The organism is Pseudomonas sp. 2VD (assembly GCF_005503585.1).
GTDB lineage: Bacteria > Pseudomonadota > Gammaproteobacteria > Pseudomonadales > Pseudomonadaceae > Pseudomonas > Pseudomonas aeruginosa.
The window spans coordinates 1-17,943 of sequence record NZ_SCND01000024.1; the positions used below are offsets into that span (position 1 = coordinate 1).

At 66.1% G+C, this 17,943-nt stretch carries 16 protein-coding genes and 1 pseudogene; 11 read left to right on the forward strand and 6 right to left on the reverse strand.

The features are described 5' to 3' along the window. A partial coding sequence (locus FFS27_RS33500) for a hypothetical protein (RefSeq protein ID WP_171019183.1) occupies window positions 1-161 on the forward strand: 161 nt, incomplete at its 5' end. An 80-nt stretch (window positions 162-241) separates the two neighbouring features. Here FFS27_RS33500 and FFS27_RS04650 read toward each other — a convergent pair. The 5 genes from FFS27_RS04650 to mksB form a co-directional block, all read right to left on the reverse strand. Next, complete coding sequence (locus FFS27_RS04650) at window positions 242-1,780, reverse strand: ABC transporter permease (protein ID WP_003141642.1); 1,539 nt, start codon at window positions 1,778-1,780, stop codon at window positions 242-244. 20 nt (window positions 1,781-1,800) lie between these two features. Further along, window positions 1,801-2,808, reverse strand: coding sequence for an iron ABC transporter substrate-binding protein (locus tag FFS27_RS04655; protein ID WP_003095046.1), 1,008 nt, complete (start codon window positions 2,806-2,808; stop codon window positions 1,801-1,803). 111 nt (window positions 2,809-2,919) lie between these two features. Then, window positions 2,920-5,766 carry an Mks condensin complex protein MksF gene (mksF, locus tag FFS27_RS04660; protein WP_021264077.1) on the reverse strand — a complete coding sequence of 949 codons (2,847 nt, stop codon included), beginning with the start codon at window positions 5,764-5,766 and terminating at the stop codon, window positions 2,920-2,922. After that, on the reverse strand, window positions 5,763-6,458 hold the full coding sequence (gene mksE / locus FFS27_RS04665; protein ID WP_003095041.1) for an Mks condensin complex protein MksE: 696 nt from the start codon (window positions 6,456-6,458) through the stop codon (window positions 5,763-5,765). The genes mksF and mksE overlap by 4 nt, the downstream gene beginning before the upstream one ends. After that, window positions 6,448-7,746 carry an Mks condensin complex protein MksB gene (gene mksB / locus FFS27_RS04670; RefSeq protein WP_003095037.1) on the reverse strand — a complete coding sequence of 433 codons (1,299 nt, stop codon included), beginning with the start codon at window positions 7,744-7,746 and terminating at the stop codon, window positions 6,448-6,450. The genes mksE and mksB overlap by 11 nt, the downstream gene beginning before the upstream one ends. A 284-nt stretch (window positions 7,747-8,030) precedes the next feature. Between mksB and FFS27_RS04675 the strand changes: the two genes are divergently transcribed. The 8 genes from FFS27_RS04675 (at window position 8,031) to can (ending at window position 15,028) form a co-directional block, all read left to right on the forward strand. Beyond that, window positions 8,031-8,633, forward strand: coding sequence for a hypothetical protein (locus FFS27_RS04675; RefSeq protein WP_003095035.1), 603 nt, complete (start codon window positions 8,031-8,033; stop codon window positions 8,631-8,633). Between the two features lie 204 nt (window positions 8,634-8,837). Continuing rightward, window positions 8,838-9,884, forward strand: coding sequence for a DUF6160 family protein (locus FFS27_RS04680; RefSeq protein WP_003095033.1), 1,047 nt, complete (start codon window positions 8,838-8,840; stop codon window positions 9,882-9,884). A 1-nt stretch (window position 9,885) separates the two neighbouring features. Beyond that, window positions 9,886-10,905, forward strand: a complete 1,020-nt coding sequence (locus tag FFS27_RS04685; protein WP_003095031.1) for a hypothetical protein — start codon at window positions 9,886-9,888, stop codon at window positions 10,903-10,905. 30 nt (window positions 10,906-10,935) lie between these two features. Continuing rightward, window positions 10,936-11,472: a DUF6160 family protein gene (locus FFS27_RS04690; RefSeq protein WP_003141635.1), complete on the forward strand. Its 537-nt coding sequence runs from the start codon at window positions 10,936-10,938 to the stop codon at window positions 11,470-11,472. Between the two features lie 124 nt (window positions 11,473-11,596). Next, a complete protein-coding gene (locus tag FFS27_RS04695; RefSeq protein ID WP_024947078.1) occupies window positions 11,597-12,433 on the forward strand; it encodes a hypothetical protein in 837 nt (278 codons plus the stop codon). Beyond that, window positions 12,430-12,882 carry a ribosomal protein S18-alanine N-acetyltransferase gene (rimI, locus tag FFS27_RS04700; RefSeq protein WP_003111579.1) on the forward strand — a complete coding sequence of 151 codons (453 nt, stop codon included), beginning with the start codon at window positions 12,430-12,432 and terminating at the stop codon, window positions 12,880-12,882. Before FFS27_RS04695 ends, rimI begins: the two co-directional genes overlap by 4 nt. 198 nt (window positions 12,883-13,080) lie before the next feature. Next, the gene (locus tag FFS27_RS04705) at window positions 13,081-14,319 is read left to right on the forward strand and encodes a C69 family dipeptidase (RefSeq protein WP_003111578.1); all 1,239 of its coding nucleotides are present in this window, start codon (window positions 13,081-13,083) and stop codon (window positions 14,317-14,319) included. A gap of 61 nt (window positions 14,320-14,380) precedes the next feature. Further along, window positions 14,381-15,028 (forward strand): carbonate dehydratase, encoded by a 648-nt coding sequence (can, locus tag FFS27_RS04710; protein ID WP_003095021.1) that lies wholly within the window; start codon window positions 14,381-14,383, stop codon window positions 15,026-15,028. Window positions 15,029-15,097: 69 nt separating this feature from the next. Here the strand turns inward: can and FFS27_RS04715 are convergent, their stop codons facing one another. Beyond that, on the reverse strand, window positions 15,098-17,326 hold the full coding sequence (locus FFS27_RS04715) for a TonB-dependent receptor (protein ID WP_021264080.1): 2,229 nt from the start codon (window positions 17,324-17,326) through the stop codon (window positions 15,098-15,100). 150 nt (window positions 17,327-17,476) lie between these two features. Here FFS27_RS04715 and FFS27_RS33505 point away from each other — a divergent pair. Together FFS27_RS33505 and FFS27_RS04725 are read left to right on the forward strand one after the other, a co-directional pair. Then, window positions 17,477-17,602: pseudogene (locus FFS27_RS33505) on the forward strand (phage integrase); the annotation flags it as partial. Window positions 17,603-17,654: 52 nt separating this feature from the next. After that, a complete protein-coding gene (locus FFS27_RS04725; protein ID WP_003113526.1) occupies window positions 17,655-17,933 on the forward strand; it encodes a type II toxin-antitoxin system RelE/ParE family toxin in 279 nt (92 codons plus the stop codon). The last annotated feature ends 10 nt before the right edge of the window (window positions 17,934-17,943 follow it).

Genomic DNA, 17,943 nt, shown 5'->3' on the forward strand with positions numbered 1-17,943 from the left:
AGGCGCTGATGGAGGGCGGCATTGCCTTCGCCACCCCGAACAATGCGCAGATGGGCGAGCCCGCCAAGCCGGGGCAGACCTTCGCCCTGTTCGATTCGGCCAATGACGAATGGTTGGAGTGGGCGCCGAAGATTCCTCTGAAGGAAACCGCCCGCCGCTGATTGTCGGACCGGCAAAAAGAAACGCCGCTTACCTGGGTAAGCGGCGTTTTCGTTCATGCCTGCCTGCTGGGGAGTGGGTGTCAGTGAGTGCTGAGATGCGCCCGGGTGGTCAGCAGGTACACCGGCAAGCCGGAGATCAGGATCAGCAGCGCGGCGTAGGGTGCGGCGGCAGCGTACTCCAGGTTGGCGGTGTGCACCCAGACCGAGGTGGCCAGGGTCGACAGCCCGGTGGGACCTAGCACCAGGGTGGCGGTCAGTTCCTTCATGGTGTCGAGGAACACCAGCACGAATCCGGCGCCGATGGCCGGCGAGATGATCGGCAGGGTGATCCGCAGGAAGGCCATCAAGGGCGTCTGGCCGAGAGTGCGGGCGGCTTCCTCCAACTGCGGCGAGGCCTTTTCCAGGGCCACGCGGATCGGTGCCTGGGTCAGCGGCATGAACAGCAGGGCATAGGCGACCAGCAGCAAGCCGGTGGTCTGGTAGGTGGCTGGCAGGTAGTGCAGCGAGAAGTACACCAGCGAGAGGGCGATCACCAGTCCCGGCAACGCTTGCAGCAGGTACGGCAGGCGCTGGGTCCAGCGCGCCAGGGCGCCGGGGTAGCGCACCACCAGGATGCTTACCGGCAGCGCCAGCAGGCAACTGAGCAGGGCCCCGCCGAAGGCCAGCGACAGGGAGGAAAGCAGGGTCGAGGCGATTTCCATCAGCGGGAAGCTGGCCGAGGAGCCTTCGTACAGCCAATAACCGAGCATCACCAGGGGGATACCGGTACCGACCAGCACCAGCGTCGCCAGCAGCGCCTGGAGCGGCCACTTGCCAAGCCCCAGGCGGACCCGTTCGGCCCGCCGCGCGCTGCCCTGGCCGGTGCGTACCAGGCGGCCGCGGCCGCGCATGCGCAACTCCAGCCAGAGCAGCAGGAAGCACAGTGCCAGGAGTACCGAGGAGAGCATCGCCGCGGTGGCGTTGCTGAACTCCAGTTCGAACTCCTGGTAGATGGCTGTGGTGAAGGTCTGGTAGCGCAGGATCGACAGCGCGCCGAACTCCACCAGCATGTGCAGCGCCACCAGTAGCCCGGTGGCGGCCAGGGTCGGGCGCAGCAGCGGCAGGGTGACCCGCAGGAACACCTGGCGCCGCGACAGACCGAGCATCCGCGCCGACTCCTCCAGGGAAGGATCGATGCCGCGCAGGGTCGCCGCTACCGGCAGGTAGACCAGCGGATACTTGGACATGGTCATGACCAGGATGGCGCCGCCGAGGCCTTCGTACATCGGGCTCAGCGAAACCCAGGTGAAACTGCTGACGAAGGCGGGGATGGCGAACGGCAGGCACAGCACCACGTTCCAGAAGCGCCGTGCCGGCAGGTCGCTGCGCTCGACGCACCAGGCCAGGGCCAGGCCGAGCAGGGCGCTGAGCAGGGTCACGCCGAACATCAGCCACAGGGTGTTGCCCAGCAAGCGGAATACGTAGGGGCGCCAGAGCAGTTGCCAGGCGCTGTGCCAGCCGGCGTCCCAGGCCTTGGCCGCGACGTAGAGCAGCGGCAGGCTGGCCAGCAGGGCGAGGAGCAGGACCGGCAGGAACAGCCAGAATGGCGTTCGCCGGCGCGAGCCCGTGCGCAGGCGCACGGGCGTGGAGGCGGCGCCGATCAATTCAGGCCAACGTCGCGTTCGAGGCTGAGGGCCTCGCTGGCCTCACCCAGGTCGGCCGGGGTCAGTTTCGGTGGGTCCAGTTCGGCGAACGGCTTCAGCGCCGGATCGGCCTGCATCCCCTTGCGCATCGGGTACTCGGCGGACTGGCTGAGGATCGCCTTCTGGCCTTCCTCGCTGAGCATGAAGGCGACGAACTGCTGGGCTTCCCTGGGGTGCTTGCTGGACTTGAGCACCGCGGCGCCGGAGACGGTGACCAGCGCGCCCGGGTCCTGGTTGCCGAAGTAGTGCAGGCGCGAGTTCAACTCGCCCTTTTCCTTCTTCAGGGTGTACCAGTAGTAGTTGTTGATCAGCGCCATGTCGACCTCGCCGTTCTCCACGGCTTTCATGGCGGTGACGTTGTTGGTGTAGATCGAGCCGAAGGCCTTCAGGCCGGTCAGCCAATCCTCGGCTTCCTCCTGGCCCTTGAGCTTGATCACGGCGGCGACCTGTTCGAGGAAGGCGCCACTGGTGGGCACGAAGCCGAAACGGCCGGACCAGGACGGATCGGAAAGATCCATCAGGCTCTTCGGCAGATCCTTCTCGTCGATCTTCTTCGGGTTGTAGGCCAGTACCCGGGTGCGGGCGGTGATGCCGATCCAGTCGCCGTTGCCGCCGGCGTGCTCCGGCTCGACCAGGGCCAGGGTCTCTGGCTCCAGCTTGGCCAGCAGGCCGGCGCTGGCCAGGCGGATCAACGGTGGCGATTCCTCGGTGTAGAGCACGTCGGCCGGCGAGCGCGCGCCTTCCTCGGTGATCTGGCTGGCGAGCTGGCCATCGCCGCCCTTGCGGATCTTCACCTGGATGCCGGTCTTGTCCTGGAAGGCCTTGGCGATGGCGATACCGGTGGCGGCGTGCTGGCCATTGTAGAGGGTAAGGGTGACGGGATCGGCCGCCGCATTGAGGGAAAGCGAACCGAGCAGGCACGCCAGGGCGGCGTGGCGGAAACGGTTGAGAAGTCGAACAGGCATGGATTCTCCCCGTGGGTTACAAATGCGAATGTAACCAATTATATCTTCGCGGGAGCTTCGGGCCTATCGGAAAAGTCCACGGCCCTGTCAGGCAGGGCCGTGGCAGACGCTTCACGCCGGTTCGCCGGTTTCCTCCGGCTCGCTGGCTGCGCGGGTTTCGCCGCTGGCGGCGGCATCCCGGCGACGGATGTATTTCCAGTCGGCTTCGTCGATATAGATGCCGTTCGGGCCGCTACCGCCTTCCAGGTCGATCGCCACGTGTGCGGAAACCTGCGGCTTCACGCTCGCCAGGATCGGCACGAAGCCCAGTTGCAGGCTGGTCTCCAGCAGCGCGGCCTGGTTGCGCTCGTCGATGTCCGCCGCCTCGTCCAGGTAGTAGGGCAGGCGCACGCGCCCGGCCTGCTCGCGGTCCATCAGGTGCAGCAACAGGTACATGTTGGTCAGCGCCTTGATGGTCATGGTGGTGCCGTTGGAGGCGGCGCCGTCGATGTCGGTGTGCATGATCGGCTGGCCGTTGACCTTGGTGATCTCGAAGGCCAGTTCGAACAGGTCCTTCAGGCCCAGCTGGTTGTGGTTGGCGGCGACCAGGCGGGCCAGGTATTCCTTGGCCTCCTCGTTCTTCGCGTCCTGCTCGGCGCTCTGGGTCAGGTCGAACACCGAGAGGTTCTCGCCTTCCTCGTACTGGCCGGCGCTGTGGATGATCTGGTCGATGTGCTTGAGCGCGTCCTTGTTCGGCGCGAGGACGATGCGGAAGCTCTGCAGGTTGGAAACCTGGCGCTTGTTGATCTCGCGGTTGAACAGGGCCAACTGGTGTTCCAGGTTGTCGTAGTCGCTGCGGATGTTGCGCAGGGTCCGGGCGATGTCGGTGACCGCCGCGCGGCGCGCCTTGGCCAGCGTCAGGGCCTCGTCCTGGCGATGCGCGTAGGCGTTGATCAACAGCTTCAGGCGGCGCTCGGTGTCGTCCTCGCTATCGAACTTGGCGACGCCCTTCAGGCGCACCTGGGCGTACAGCGCCTCGATCTGCCCGTCGATGCGCTGCAGCGCCTGCCAGGTGTCCTGGTAGTCGTTGAGCAGCGGCAGCAGGTTGTCCAGCGAGTCGTCCACCGGCTCCATGAACGGCGTGCCGAAGGGCAGGTCGGCCGGCAGTAGCTGGCGGCGGCGCAGGGCATCTTCCAGGGTGCGCTCCTTGGCCTCCAGGTCGCCCAGTTGCCGGGCCACCAGTTGCAGGCGCGCGGAGAGCTGCTGGACGCGTTCGGCGAAGGCGTCGCTGGAGCGCTTGAGTTCGTCCTGGGACGCCTCCAGCTGGGCCAGTTCGGCGAGCTTCTCGGCCTCCTCGGCGGTCAGCGTCTGGGTGCGGCGGAAGTCTTCCAGGGCCTTCTGCGCATCCAGCACATCCTGGTACAGCTTCTCTGCCTGGGCCTTGCTCGCGGCGCGGTCGGCGGCGACGCTCTGCTGGGTCTTGAGCTGCTTCAGCTCCTTCTCCAGGCGCTCCTTCTGGTCGCGCAGGGCGGCGCGGTCGGCCAGGGCCTGCAACGCCGGCGGTTCGATGTGCGACAGGTCGATGCTCAGGCCAGGGGCTTCGAAATGCTCGCCCTTGAAGTGGTCGAGGATGGCTTCGACGCTCTTCACCCAGACGTCGCCGTCATCCAGGTTCACCCCGTTCTCGCCGAGCGGCAGGCTGAACAGCGCGCCGTTGAACAGACGCATCAGGCGTTCCACGTCCTGCTGGCTGAACTCCTCGCGCAGGCGTGCGTAGCTGTTGTTGTCGGCGTGTTCGAGCTGCTGGCGGACGTTCTTCAGGCGTTTTTCCAGGTCGCGCAGGCGCTCTTCCAGGTCTTCGCTGGAGAACTGCCGCGAATGGGCCAGGGCGCCGGCCAGTTCGTCGTGGGCATCCTTGGCGGCGAGCAACTGCTGTTCGAGGACCTTGGCGTCGTCGACCAGGGCGAAGCGGGTCTTGAGCACCGACAGCTCGCCGAGCCAGCGCTGGATGCCGGCGATTTCGCGCTCCAGGCGCATCAGCTCCTGGGTGCCGCCACGCTGTTCGTTCTGCAGGCCGTCCTGCTCGGCGCGGTATTGCTCGTGCTGGATCAGCAGTTCCTCGCGGCGCGCCCCGGCGTAGTCGTGCCAGGTGCCGAGCAGGCTGTCGAGCAGCGGTGAAAGGCGGTGCATCTTGCCGCGCAGTACGTCGCGCTGGGTCACGCCGTTGGCCAGGGCTTCCACCAGCGGGCCGGCGGCGACCAGCGCCTGGTAGTCCTGCTCCATCCGCCGCACGTCGCGGAAGGCCTCCTCGCAGGCGGCGATGTAGTCGACGTTACCCGAGCGCAGGCTGTGCTCGAAGGCGTCGAGGAACAGCTGCTTGAGCTTGGCCGCGGTGATCTCGCGCATGTGCAGCAGGTTGATGAACAGCGAGCGGAAGGTCTTCAGGCTCTGCTCGCTGGTGGAGCGCAGCGGGATCATGGTCAGGTCGAGCGGGATCGACGTGTGCCCGCCGACCAGCAGGCGGCGCAGCTCTTCCGGCTTCACCTCGTAGGCCTTGATGCCTTCGCGCTCGAGGTTGGCGAACAGCTCGCGCTGGCGCAGGCAGGTACCGTTCTTCTGGTAGTGGTCCAGGCTCAGCTCGCCGGCGTAGGCGAAGAACTGGTGGCCGAAGCCGCCGCCCGGGCCGCGCCCGGCCACGCCGATCACGTGCGGACCGTGGGGCAGCATCAGTTCGAGGAGAATGTAGCTGGTGTCCGAGGCGAAGTAGAAGCGCCGCGACTGCTCCATGCTGTACTTGCCGAAGCTCATGTCCGACAGGCGGGCAAGGATCGGGAACTGCAGGGCGTTGATCGAGGCGCTCTTGCCCAGGTTGTTGGCGCCGTAGATCGACAGCGGGTTTTCCAGCGGGAAGATACCCAGGCTGTAGCCGGCGGTATTGAGCAGGGCGAAGCGGCGGATGCCGTAGCGGGTCTGGCTCATGCGTCAGCCTCCTGTTGCGCGTGTTCTTCGGCGATGGCGCGGGCGAGGGCGTCTTCCTCGCTCTCTTCGGACAATTCTTCGTCGCTGGCCATCAGCGGTTCGATCTCGCCGTCATCGACCAGCACCGGCGTCTGCAACGGCAGGTCGGCGTGCAGGCTGGCGGACAGGTTGCGGTCCTGCTGCACCGACAGGCAGACGTCGAGGAAACGGTGCATCGGCGGCATGAAGCGGTACACGCCGCTGTCCTCGGAGGCGAAGCCGAGCTGGGTCAGGCGGCGCATGACTTTCTCTTCCAGTTCTTCCTGGGTCTGCACCTCGGCCTGGAGGAACAGGTCGCGGTATTTCTCCAGCAGCGGCGGCAGCTCTTCGCGGCCGATGCTGCCGCCGTCCAGCACGGACAGCGGGTCGCGGCCCTGGTCGGCGAGGTGTTCGACGAGGATGAAGGTGAACAGCGCCAGGCGTTGGGCGGTCTTGTTCACCTGGGCGCCGACCTGCTCCGGGACGAAGTAGTAGAAGCCGCGGGTGTCGCAGACCAGCTCGAAGCCCATGGCGCGGAACAGGCCGCGGTACTGGTCCTGGTGCGAGGACAGCTGGGTGTACAGCTCGGGGTCGCGGTGGCTGATGTGGTAGCCCTTGAACAGCTCGCGGAAGATCGGCGCGAGCTGGGTCAGTTCGGAGAGATCAAGATGCATGGGTTTCGCTCGCGGAAAGGGTGTCTGCGTCCCTGGCCTGGCCCTTGTCCTTGGCGGCGGGGTTCAGGGCGAAGGAGCAGAGGCTGACGCAATGTTCGGTGGTTTCGTACTCGCGGCGTTGCAGGCGTTCGCGCTGGAAGCGCGCGTCGCGCGACAGCCGGGAGAACCAGTAGAGCAACTCGTCGGTGGCGCCGTCCGGTTCCTGGGCCAGCAGCCATTGCATGAGGTCCGGCAGCGGCAGCGCCGCCTGGCAGCGCTCGATCATTTCCCGCGCGGTCCGTGGTGGTCGCGCCGGCCCGTTGCTCTTGCGCGTGCCGCTGGACTTGGGGAACTGCGCCGGCTTCGGCTCGAAGCGGGCGAGGGCGAAGACGTAGCTCTCGACCTGCGAGGCGGTGCCGAGGAAGGTGCTCTGCGGCCGGGTGAACAGCGGCATCGCCGCCTGCGGCACGGCATCCAGGCCCTTGCGCCGGATCGCCGCCAGCGCCAGGGCGGCGCCACGGGTCACCGCGTTGTGCCGGCGCGCTTCCTCGCGCAGCGGCAGCAATAATTCGCGGGCGCGGCGCAGGGTCAGCTGGGCGTTGGTCTGCATCTCGAGGATGCGCGCGTGGGTGCGCAGCACCAGGTCGTCGTCGACCAGGTGGCCGAGGCGCTGCTGTTCGCCGAGCAGGCGCAGCAGGACCTGTTCGACCCGCCGCACGCCCTGCTCGAAGGCGCCGTCGGCGCTGACCAGCTGGATCATCGGCTCGACGTACTCGTCCCAGGTCGCCAGGACCTCCGCGTAGCGCTGCGCCAGGGGAATCTGCCGGTCGCTGGTCTTGGCCCGCTCGGCCACGCCGATCAGTGCCTGCTCGTCATTGCCGAGCTTCTTCAGTACATCGCGCACGCGCATGTCGAGCAGTCGCAGCTGGCGCGCCAGGTCCTGGCTGTCGCGGGTCTCGAAGGCGTCCTGGATGTACCCGGCGAGGCGCTCCAGATGGCGCAGGTAGGCCTCGATCTCCAGGCACAGACCAAGGCGATGCTCGTGGCGCAGGTAGGCGAGGAAGTCGTGGATCTGCGCGTTCAGCTCGAAACGGTTGGGGCTCTTGGCCACCGGGACCAGGATATCCAGGCGGATCCACTGGTCGAGCAGGGCGGTGATTTCCGCCGGGTTGCTTTCCGGTAACTGGGTGTTCAACTGGCTGCGCAGTTCCGCCAGGCTCAGGGTGCCGGCATCGAAGCGCTCGCAGAGAGGCTCGAGCAGGGCCCAGTGTTCGGCAAGCGCACGCAGTACGCGTCGGGGGTCGATCATCGGGAGGGCCGGTCCGTGGAAAAAGCGCCGATTGTACTGCAAAGGCACGGGCGACGCAGACGCCGCCGATGAGTGCGATGCAGGCCGTCGACACGTCTGCGGCGCAGGTACGGGCCCGGTATCGGCGGATGGCATCTGGCTATCATCGAGGTGTCGAAAAGCGGCAGTTTATGACTGCGTAAGGACTTTCCTGCCCCGCCTGGTCCGGGGAATGGGGCTTCCAGGGGCTGGCACGCTTTCTGCTGAAGTCCCCTGGCCTGTCTATTCCAAATGAATGCCGACTCTTGAACGACGCCGCCTACGCCGAGGCCCGCTGGGCCGAACTGCAGAACCAGGGTGACCTTGCCTGGGACCTGGATGCCATCACCAACCGCAGCGAGGCGATCGCCTTCCTCAAACGTTTCGAGAACCGCCTGTGCATCTACTCGGCCTATGTCGAGAAGCTCTACAGCAACTACAGTTTCGTGATTCCCGAGAGCGACCATGGCGGCATCACCATCCTGCCCAGCGAGCAGGCCTGGCACGACACCTTCCACGATATCCCGCTGGCCGCGGTGGAGCCCACCGGGATCCATATCCTGCCGGGCGAGACCATGGGCTATCGCGGGCTCTACCTGAAGATTCCCGGCGAGCACCGCCTGGTGGCGTCGAAGGAATTGCCGTTCCAGGAAGGGTTGAAACTGCTGATCCAGCGTTACCAGGCTCACGACGACGTGTTCCTGCCGATCCTGGTCAAGGGCGACCTGCGCGAGTACGAAGCGCGCATGCCCTCGCTGCACCTGCACCGGATCAACCCCGCCCGCCTCAGCGCACACTCCCTGCTCAGCCTCAACGCCATCAAGGGCGCCATCGCCGACCATCTGATCGGCCTGTTCCGCCAGCAGTGAAGGGCTGACGTTACCCCCGTGTGACGATGAGTAACATCCATCCTGGCCGAGCGACCGCTCATCCGCTGCAGCGAGCGCGGCGACCGCGTCGTTCGGCGGTTTTTCTCGACTATGGGTCGGCCCCGATTCGCCCGGGGCTTTCTATAGTGACTACAGGTCGCAGTGTCTCTGCCGTCGGCCACGAGAAGAACAAGAGGTGAGCCCATGTCCCGTCGTCTGCCCTTCCTGCTGCGTTGCGCGCTGTTCTGCGGCGCCGGTCTGCTGGCTGCCACCGCCCAGGCGAGGATGGAGTCGCTGGACGACGACCAGCTTTCCGACGTGGTCGGCCAGGCCTTCATCAACCTCACCACCGACGCCGCCAACGGACTGAACTTCACCCGCATCAACTTCGGCGCCGACATCGAGACCCAACTGAACATGAAGAAGCTGCAGTTGGGCCAGTACAACCGCAGCGGCGAGCTTGCCGGCAGTGCCGACATCGCCATCGACAACTTCGCCCTGGGCACGGTCAACGACGCCACCGGCGCGATCAACCCGTTCCTCATCAGCAATCCCTACATCGAGTTCGCCTACGACGGCAGCAAGATGGTCGGCATCCGTATCGGTTTCGGCGAAGCCAAGGGCTACCTCTCGGGCGATATCAAGACCCTCACCGGCAACGTGCCGGTGGACCTGTACGGCACCGGCAGCCAGTTGGGCGGCAGCATTTCCTGCGGCCTGCTGGCCCTCGACTGCCTGGCGGCGAAGACCGCCATCACCCTCACCGGCAGTTCCCAATACACCGCCCAGGCCGAACTGGTGAACAGCTCCGGCAACCCCGACCCGATCCGCGCTGCCATGATCGGCCTGAAGAACGGCACAGCCCTGGACATGCACGACAGCACCATCATCGGCAGCCTGGTGAACGTCCTGCTGCCCTTCCTCACCTCCAATGACTGCAAGCTGATGGGCGCCCAGACCTGCTTCAACCTGGCCCAGTACCAGTCGTTCCCGATCGGCACCGTGGATCCGAACAACGCGCAGAACTTCATCGACTCGTCGAAAGGCTTCTTCATCTCGATGCAGAGCCAGAACGTCCAGTGGCGCGACCAGCAGGATCCCTCCAAGCTGGTCGCCGCGCTGGCCGGTGCCTTCCTCAACATGTCGCGCAACGCCGATGGAACGGCGCCGATCAAGGTCGACTTCGGTCAGGCCTTCAATGGCATTCCACGGCAGGACACCTGCCTGGGCGGCCTGAACAAGGGCTGCTGAGATGAGTCGCGCCTGCCTGCTCGCGGCCCTGCTGGCCGCCCCCTTCGCCCATGCCGAGATGACAGCGCTCGACGACGAGCAACTGTCGGACGTGCAGGGTGCCGGCATCGGCTTCGTCCTCGACAGCGCCATGGTCGACGGCAACAAGGCCACCATCGCGATCAATGGCGTGACCAACACCGCCACCGGGCAGAACGTGCCGATCACGGTAAAGGAGCTGTACGTCGCCGCCACTGGCAGCAACAAGGGCAGCACCCTGGCGCCGGTGACTCTCGGCCGTCTCAATTTCCCGTTCAAGCTGAATCTGGCCAAGGGTTCGGTGCTGACCACCCAGCTCGACGACGGGCGGGTGGTCAGCACCTTGCCGGACACTGCGGATGTGATCGAACTGGCCTTCCCCAGCCTGGTGAGCGGCGCCGGCGGCCAGCCGTGCATCGCTGGTTACGCCGGTGCCGGCAGCAACTGCTCGAGCCGGGCCAGCGAAAAGGTCGACGCCGGCATCCGCTTCGACTTCGGCGTCACTTCCACGCGCACCGATGTGCTCAACCTGGACTTCTCCGAACTGGCGATGGACGGTTCCTACCTGCGCTTCTGGGGCGCCAACGCGCGCAGCCAACTGGTTGGCGAGATGCGCCTGAACCTCTACGCCAAGACTTTCGAGATCATGTCCTGCGGTGCTGGCTCGCCCAGTTGCGTCAGCGCCGCCGAGCAGGCTGCGCGCACCGTCTACCTGACCAACGCCTATGCCAGCGTCGCGCTTGGCTACGGGAAGTCGCAGCCGTTGCTGTTCTCGGTCACCGCCGACGGCAACTTCACTTTCGAACTGCCCAAGCTGACCCTGGCCAACGCCGCCGACTTCTACGCCAATGCGCCGCGCACCAGCCTGGTGATCGAGAACCTCAACATCGGCGGTACCCGGCCAGGCTACGGGCAGGTACCGACCGGCGGCTACAACATGGGCCGCAACGAGATATCCGGGCTCAGCTTCAACTACCTGAAGGTTACGTCGCACAACCTCTGAGGTGGCGGCGCGAAACGAGGTACGCAGCACATGGCCAAGCAGACTCATCCACTGGCAGGCGGCATCGGCATCCTCGCGGCGCTGGCGCTGCTGTTCAGCGCTTCGGCCGGGGCCGAGTTGCGCTCGCTGGGCGATAGCGATCTGGACGACGTGGTCGGCCAGGCCGGGATCAGCATCAGCGCCTCGCTCAATCTCCAGGAAAATCCTTCGCAGACGCGCTGCGCCGGCGGCTGCGGCGCGCGCCTGGCGATCCAGCCGGCCGGCAGCGGCAACAACTACCTGGTGATCGACGATATCAGCGGCAAGTTCAGCTTCGACGAAGTCACCCTGGACGTGGTGACCATCAAGGACGGCTTCGGCGGCGACGGCGCTGCCTTCAACCGCCCGGTGCTGCGCGTCGGCCTGAAGGACACCAGCTTCCAGGACCTGCGCTTCACCATCGCTGGCGCCAACAAGGCGCGCGGTACCGATCCCGGGCTGGTGCAGACCAACCTGGTCAGCGCACGCATCGACGGCACCCTCAAGCTGCAGGGCAACGTCAACATCTTCACCGTCGCCCCGCGTTGAGGGCGAACCGTCGCATGGCGGGACAAAGCCGCTCCGCCGAGGTCGAAGAACCGCTATCATTGCCTGCCTGAACGCCGGGGGCGAAACCGTCCCCGCGCATCGCCTAATTGCCGGTGCCCGAGATTTGATCGAAGAACAGCGTCGCCGCGCCTTCCTGGGCGCGATGCAGATAACCAGTTGGCTGCCCCGCCAGCCGTTGCCGTTCGCCGCACCCTCGCGGCCGGAGTTGCTGGAGACCCCGCCCCGGGAAGAGCCGGCGGTGCCTGTGCGTGCGCGCGCCGCGATCGATGCGCCGCAGGCCCGCGTCCCGCAAGCCGAGGCGCCGGCCAGCGCGCCGAGCGTGGCTCCCGCCGCGCCCGTGGAAGGCCGGGGGATTCCGATCAGCCTGCCGAAGCCGGGCGCCCCGGTGGCGAAGAAAGCCGAGCCGGTCGCGCCGGTCGAAGAGGCCCCGGCCGAGCCGCCGGCGGTCCAGGCCCCGCCGCCGCGCTTCGCCTTGCAACTGCTGCAGGCGGGCTCCTGCACCCTGCTGGTCGAACTGCCCACCGGTGAACCCTTCGCCAGCCGCGATCCGGGTTACCTGCTGCTGCGCGACCTGCTGCGCGCCGCTGGCCTGCCGGACAGCCCGCGGCTGATCGGCGAACCGGTACGCTGGCCGCTGCTGGCGCGCGGCAACCTCGACCAGGGGCCGCAGGCGGCCCTGGAGTTCGTCCAGAGCTTCGTCGCCGCGCGCATGGAGGAGAGCGAGCGCAGCCGCTGCCTGTGGCTGGTCGGCCTGCCGGCGATCCGCTTCGCCGGCGAGGGCGACGAGGGCAGCCTGTTCCGCGAACTGCAGGTGGACGGTCTGGGCGCAACCTGGGCCGTGCCGGGCCTGGAGGCCCTCATGGAAGAACCCGCCCTCAAGGGCGAGCTGTGGCGCGCCATGCGCCGTGTCCGTCAGCGCTGGTCGAGCGAGATTCAATGAGCGATGCGATTTCCTTCCGCCCGATGACCGAGGCGGACCTCGATGCTGTGCTGAAAATCGAATATGCCGCCTTCAGCCACCCCTGGACCCGTGGCATCTTCAGCGAAGGCCTGAAGAACTACCATTGCTGGCTGATGTTCGAGGGTAGCCAGCAGGTCGGCCATGGCGTCATCCAGATCATCCTCGACGAGGCGCACCTGCTGAATATCACGGTGAAGCCCGAAAGCCAGGGGCGTGGCCTCGGTCTGCGCCTGCTCGAACACCTGATGCGCGAGGCGGCCGGCCACCAGGCTCGCGAATGCTTCCTCGAAGTGCGCGCTTCCAACCAGGCCGCCTACCGCCTCTACGAACGCTACGGTTTCAACGAGATCGGCCGCCGTCGCGACTACTACCCCGCCGTCGGCGGGCGCGAAGACGCCCTGGTCATGGCCTGTACCCTGCTCGACTGAGGCTTGCTCCGCTTCCCTGCCGGCAACTAGCTATCACTTGGAGTAGCTGGCTGGCCTTCTGGCACCGCCGTACCCTTACCAGCATTCCGATTCTCGCCTGCATACCGCAGGCAGGTCCCTTCATGCGGTAACCCTTCGCGGGAGTGCGAAGTCAGGTCGACAGCGGCCGGTGGCAGGATGCGCAGACTGGAGCCCCCCATGTGCGACACCCTGATCCTTCGCCACCAGGGCCAGACCTGGTTCGCCAAGAACAGCGACCGCGAGCCCGCCGAACCGCAGCGTCTGCTGCGCCTGCCGGCGGTGCGCAACGATCCGGAAGCGCGCTTGCGCACCACCTACCTCGACATTCCCCAGGCCGCCCAGCGGCATGCGCTGGTGATCAGCCAGCCGAGCTGGATCTGGGGCGCGGAAATGGGCGTCAATGAGCACGGCGTGGCCATCGGCAACGAAGCGGTGTTCACCAAGCTGACCCGTCAGCGCGGCACCGCGCTGCTCGGCATGGACCTGCTGCGCCTGGGACTGGAGCGCGGCGCCAGCGCCCGCGAGGCGCTAGAGGTGATCACCGGGTTGTTGCAGCGTTACGGCCAGGGCGGCCCGGCCGGCTACCGCGACAAGCGCATCCGCTACGACAACAGCTTTCTCATCGCCGACCCCGGCGAAGCCTGGGTGCTGGAAACCGCCGGCAACCTGTGGGTGGCGAAGAAGGTCGAGCGCTGGGCCATCTCCAACGCCCTGACCCTTGGCCACGAATTCGACCTGTGCAGCCGCGACCTCGAGGACCAGGCTCGCCGCCAGGGCTGCTGGGATGGTCGCGGCGACTTCCACTTCGCGCGGGTCTTCGACACCCGCCTGCTACCCTGGGTCGGCGGCGCGCACCGGCGCTGTCGGATCAACCAGCGCTTCCTCGACAGTCTGCCTGGCGAGCCGGACTGGCACGCGCTGTTCGCCGCGCTGCGTCACCATGGCCCGCGCGGGGACCACTTCCGCCGCCACAACAACCGCCAGGTATGCATGCACGCCGGCAGCTTCTGGCGGCCTTCGCAGACCACCGCCAGTCTGGTCGCCCGCTTGCGCGACGACGGCCCGCTGTTGGCCGCCACCGGTACTTCGGCGCCGTGCCTGGGACTGTTCCAGCCGCTGTCCTTCGATCCGGCCTCCGGCGCCGCCGTGCTCAGCCAGCCGCGCGAGGCGGTACAGGAGTCTCCCTGGTGGCGCTTCGAGGCGGTGCACCGCCGCGCGCTCACCGACCGCGCCTTCCGCCGGCTCCTGCGCAGCGGCCGCGATTGGCTGGAACGGGAACTCTTCGCCGACCTCGAACAGCCCGACTGGCCGCGCCTGGCAGAGGACGCCGCAGCCTGGCACGCCTGTTGGCATGATCAGGTCGCCATGCAGCCGCTGGCGCAGCAGCGCTGGTGGCGTAGCCACGCCGCGCTGTGACGCTTGTCAAACGGGCATCGCCTTCCGTAAGGTGCTGCACCGGTCAAACGAGGGGCATGCCATGAGCGACTTGCAGCAACTGTTCGAGAACAACGTCCGCTGGGCCGAAGCGATCAAGCAGGAAGACCCGGACTTCTTCGCCAAGCTGGCCCGCCAGCAGACCCCCGAGTACCTCTGGATCGGCTGCTCCGACGCACGGGTGCCGGCCAACGAAATCGTCGGCATGCTGCCCGGCGACCTGTTCGTCCATCGCAACGTCGCCAACGTCGTGCTGCACACCGACCTCAACTGCCTGTCGGTGATCCAGTTCGCCGTCGACGTGCTCAAGGTCAAGCACATCCTGGTCACCGGCCACTACGGCTGCGGCGGCGTGCGCGCCTCCCTGCACAACGACCAGCTCGGCCTGATCGACGGCTGGCTGCGCAGCATTCGCGACCTCGCCTATGAATACCGCGAGCACCTGGAGCAGTTGCCGACCGAGGAGGAGCGCGTCGATCGCCTCTGCGAGCTCAACGTGATCCAGCAGGTGGCCAACGTCAGCCACACCAGCATCGTCCAGAACGCCTGGCACCGCGGCCAGTCGCTGTCCGTGCATGGCTGCATCTACGGGATCAAGGATGGCCTGTGGAAGAACCTCAACGTCACCGTCAGCGGCCTCGACCAGTTGCCGCCGCAGTATCGCTTGAGTCCGCTGGGCGGTTGCTGCTGAGAGAGGCGGAAGCTCTTCCCTGCGCGTTCCCCTCTCCCTGGAGGGACAGGGGAACTGTCGAGGACGGCTTCAGAACTCCACGCTATACGTCAGGCTGTAGGTCCGCCCCCGTCCCTTGTAGTCGAACAGTCCCGCTGGTGCGAGCCCGCCGTAGTAGACCTGCGCGCGTTGTCCCCAGACCGTGGTGTAGTCCTTGTCCAGCAGGTTCTGGATGCCCGCGGTGAGGGTGCCCACCGGCAGCGCCTGGGTGCCGAGCAGGTCGAACAGCGCGTAGCCGTCGATCTTGTTGCCCGGCTCGTCGTTCAGGTTGAAGGTGCGCACGCCCTGCAGGCGCAGGCTGCGCTGGTCGTCCTTCCAGCCGACGAAGGCGCCGGCCTTGGACGGGCTGGCCGAGGTCACGTCCTGCTTCAGCCAGCGGCCGTCGACCTTCTCCTGGGAGCGGATGGCCAGGCCGTTGACGCCGACCTGCCAGTGATCGTCCAGCCAGTAGGTAGCCTGGCCCTCCAGGCCGTAGTTGCGCTTCTTGGTGTCCTGCTGCAGCACCGCCAGGGTCTTCGAGTCGTACTTGATGCTCTTGTCCGACCAGGAATAGAACGCCGCCACCTGGGTATCCAGGGCACCGTCGGTGTGCCGCCAGCCCAGCTCGACCTGCTTGGTCTTGATCCCGTCCAGCGGCGAGTCGTTCACGCTGACCCCCTGCAACAGCGGGTAGTGGCCATTGCCGTCGGCTGCGCCGTAGCGTCCGAAACCGTAGTACTTGGCCGGGTCCGGCAGCTCGAAGCCTTCGCTGTAGTTGGCCCAGACCTGTTGTTGCAGGTTCAGCTTGTAGATGGCGCCGACGTTGACCAGGTTGACGTCGTAGTCCTTGCTCCCGCCCGGAACCGCGTCGGCGGTCTTGCCGAGGCCGTTGGCGATGAGGATCTGCTGGTTCGCCGCAACGAAGTCGCTGACGTCGGTGCTCATCGACTGGCGCCGCACGCCGGCGCTCAGGGTCAGGTCGTCGGTGGCCTTCCAACTGCCCTGGAGGAAGAAGGCGCGGCTGTCGGTATCGATGTCCGGGTAGCGGCCCAGCTTGGCCTGTTCGCTGGCTACCAGCCCGCCGCTGGCGGCGGCGAGCGGCAGGTTGAAGAGCATCTGGTCGGACGTGAATTTTTCCCGGTCCAGGTCCACCCCGTAGGTCAGGCTGGCGCGCTCCCAGGTCTTCACCAGGGCCAGTTTCATCCCGTAGTAGTCAGTGTCCTGCTGCGAGGCCGAGTAGTAGGAAGTGCCGTAGTTGATTGCGCCACTATTGCTGTAGCGGATGGTGGGGAAGGGGTTGAAGGCCATCTTCTCGTTGCGGTAGTAGGCCTGCAGGTAGAGGTCGTGACCCAGCACTTCCGGCGCATGGTAGGTGGCGTTGAACTGATGGCGCTTGCTTTCCGGCTCGCGGTCGAGGTCGACGCCGCCCTTGATCGAATAGGGTGCCCGTCCGCGCAGGGCATCGAAGTTGCGCCCGAGATCGAGGCCGCGGTCGCCGTCGTAGCCGGAGTCGTAGTACTGCAGGCCGAGATCGAGGCTGTGGCCATTGGCGAAAGTGAAGCCAAGGCTGCCCATCAGGTCTACCGACCTGTTGTACTGCAGGTCGGTCTGGGTGATGTCCGTCAGTACCTGGTCGCCACTGCCGTCGTAGGCCGCGCCGTTCTTCTGGTAGGCGATGGCCAGGCGGCCGTTGAACAGGTCGTTGCCGCCGCTGATCGACTGCGCCGCGCGCAGGTCGTGATCCTCGTGGCTCTGGAAGCCGCTGCGGGCGCCAAGCTCGGTGTTGAAGCGAGTGTCGCCGCCGACGCCCTTCTTGGTCACGATGTTGATGATCCCGCCGGTGGCGCCGCCGCCGTACACCGCGCTGGCGCCGGACATCACCTCGATGCGCTCGATGTTGAATGGGTCGATGGAGTCGAACTGCCGGCTGATGCCCCGCGAACTGTTCAGCGACACCCCGTCGATCATCACCAGCACGCTGCGTCCGCGCAGGTTCTGCCCGTTGTTGGTACGACCCTGGGAGCCGATATCCAGGCCCGGGATCAATTGTCCCAACGCCTCCTTCAGCGGCACGCCGGCCTGGGTCTGCTGGTCCAGTTGCTCGCGCTCGATCACCCAGACCGTGCCGGGCAACTCGCTGATGCTGGTCGGCGCGCGCGAGCCGATCACCACCATCTGCTGCTCCACCGGATCGGCAGCCAGCGCAGGAGCGGAAAACGAAGCGAAGAGGGACAGGGAAAGCGCCAGGGGAGCCGGGCGCGAAGGGATGGAGCGGGGCATGAGGAGATGTCCGAGTTGCTGTTGTTTTGATGGGCGGCAAAGCTAAACAAATCGATAATGATTATCAAATGATTCGAACTGTTTCAATGAGGCATGCCTGGCTTCCAAAGCAAGATGAAATGCCTGACACGGGGCGCTGCGCATGGCGTGGCCCTACAGCGGATCCTCGGGCATTCCTCGATGACGATGCGGTATGCGCACCTAACGCCGGAGCACTTGGAATCGGCGATGCGCTTTTCTCCGATTACTCAGTCTGGCTACAAATTGACCACATGAGGATCTGTGGTAATCTGTAGTGAAGTTAACGCTTAACGTTAAGGGTTAATGAATGATTCTGACCTTTCGCTGCGACGAGACTCGTCAGCTTTTTGAGACGGGTCTTTCGAGGCGGTGGGGAGCGATCCTCACAGTCGCTACGCGTAAGCTCGCAATGCTTCATGCGGCTACGGAGCTTCGAGACTTGCGCTCTCCACCTGGAAACCGGTTGGAGCCGTTGCAGGGAAAGCGGGCGGGCCAACATAGCATCAGGATCAATGACCAGTGGCGTGTCTGTTTCGTCTGGACGGATGCGGGTCCCGAAGAAGTCGAAATAGTTGATTACCACTGAGGAGGTGGAC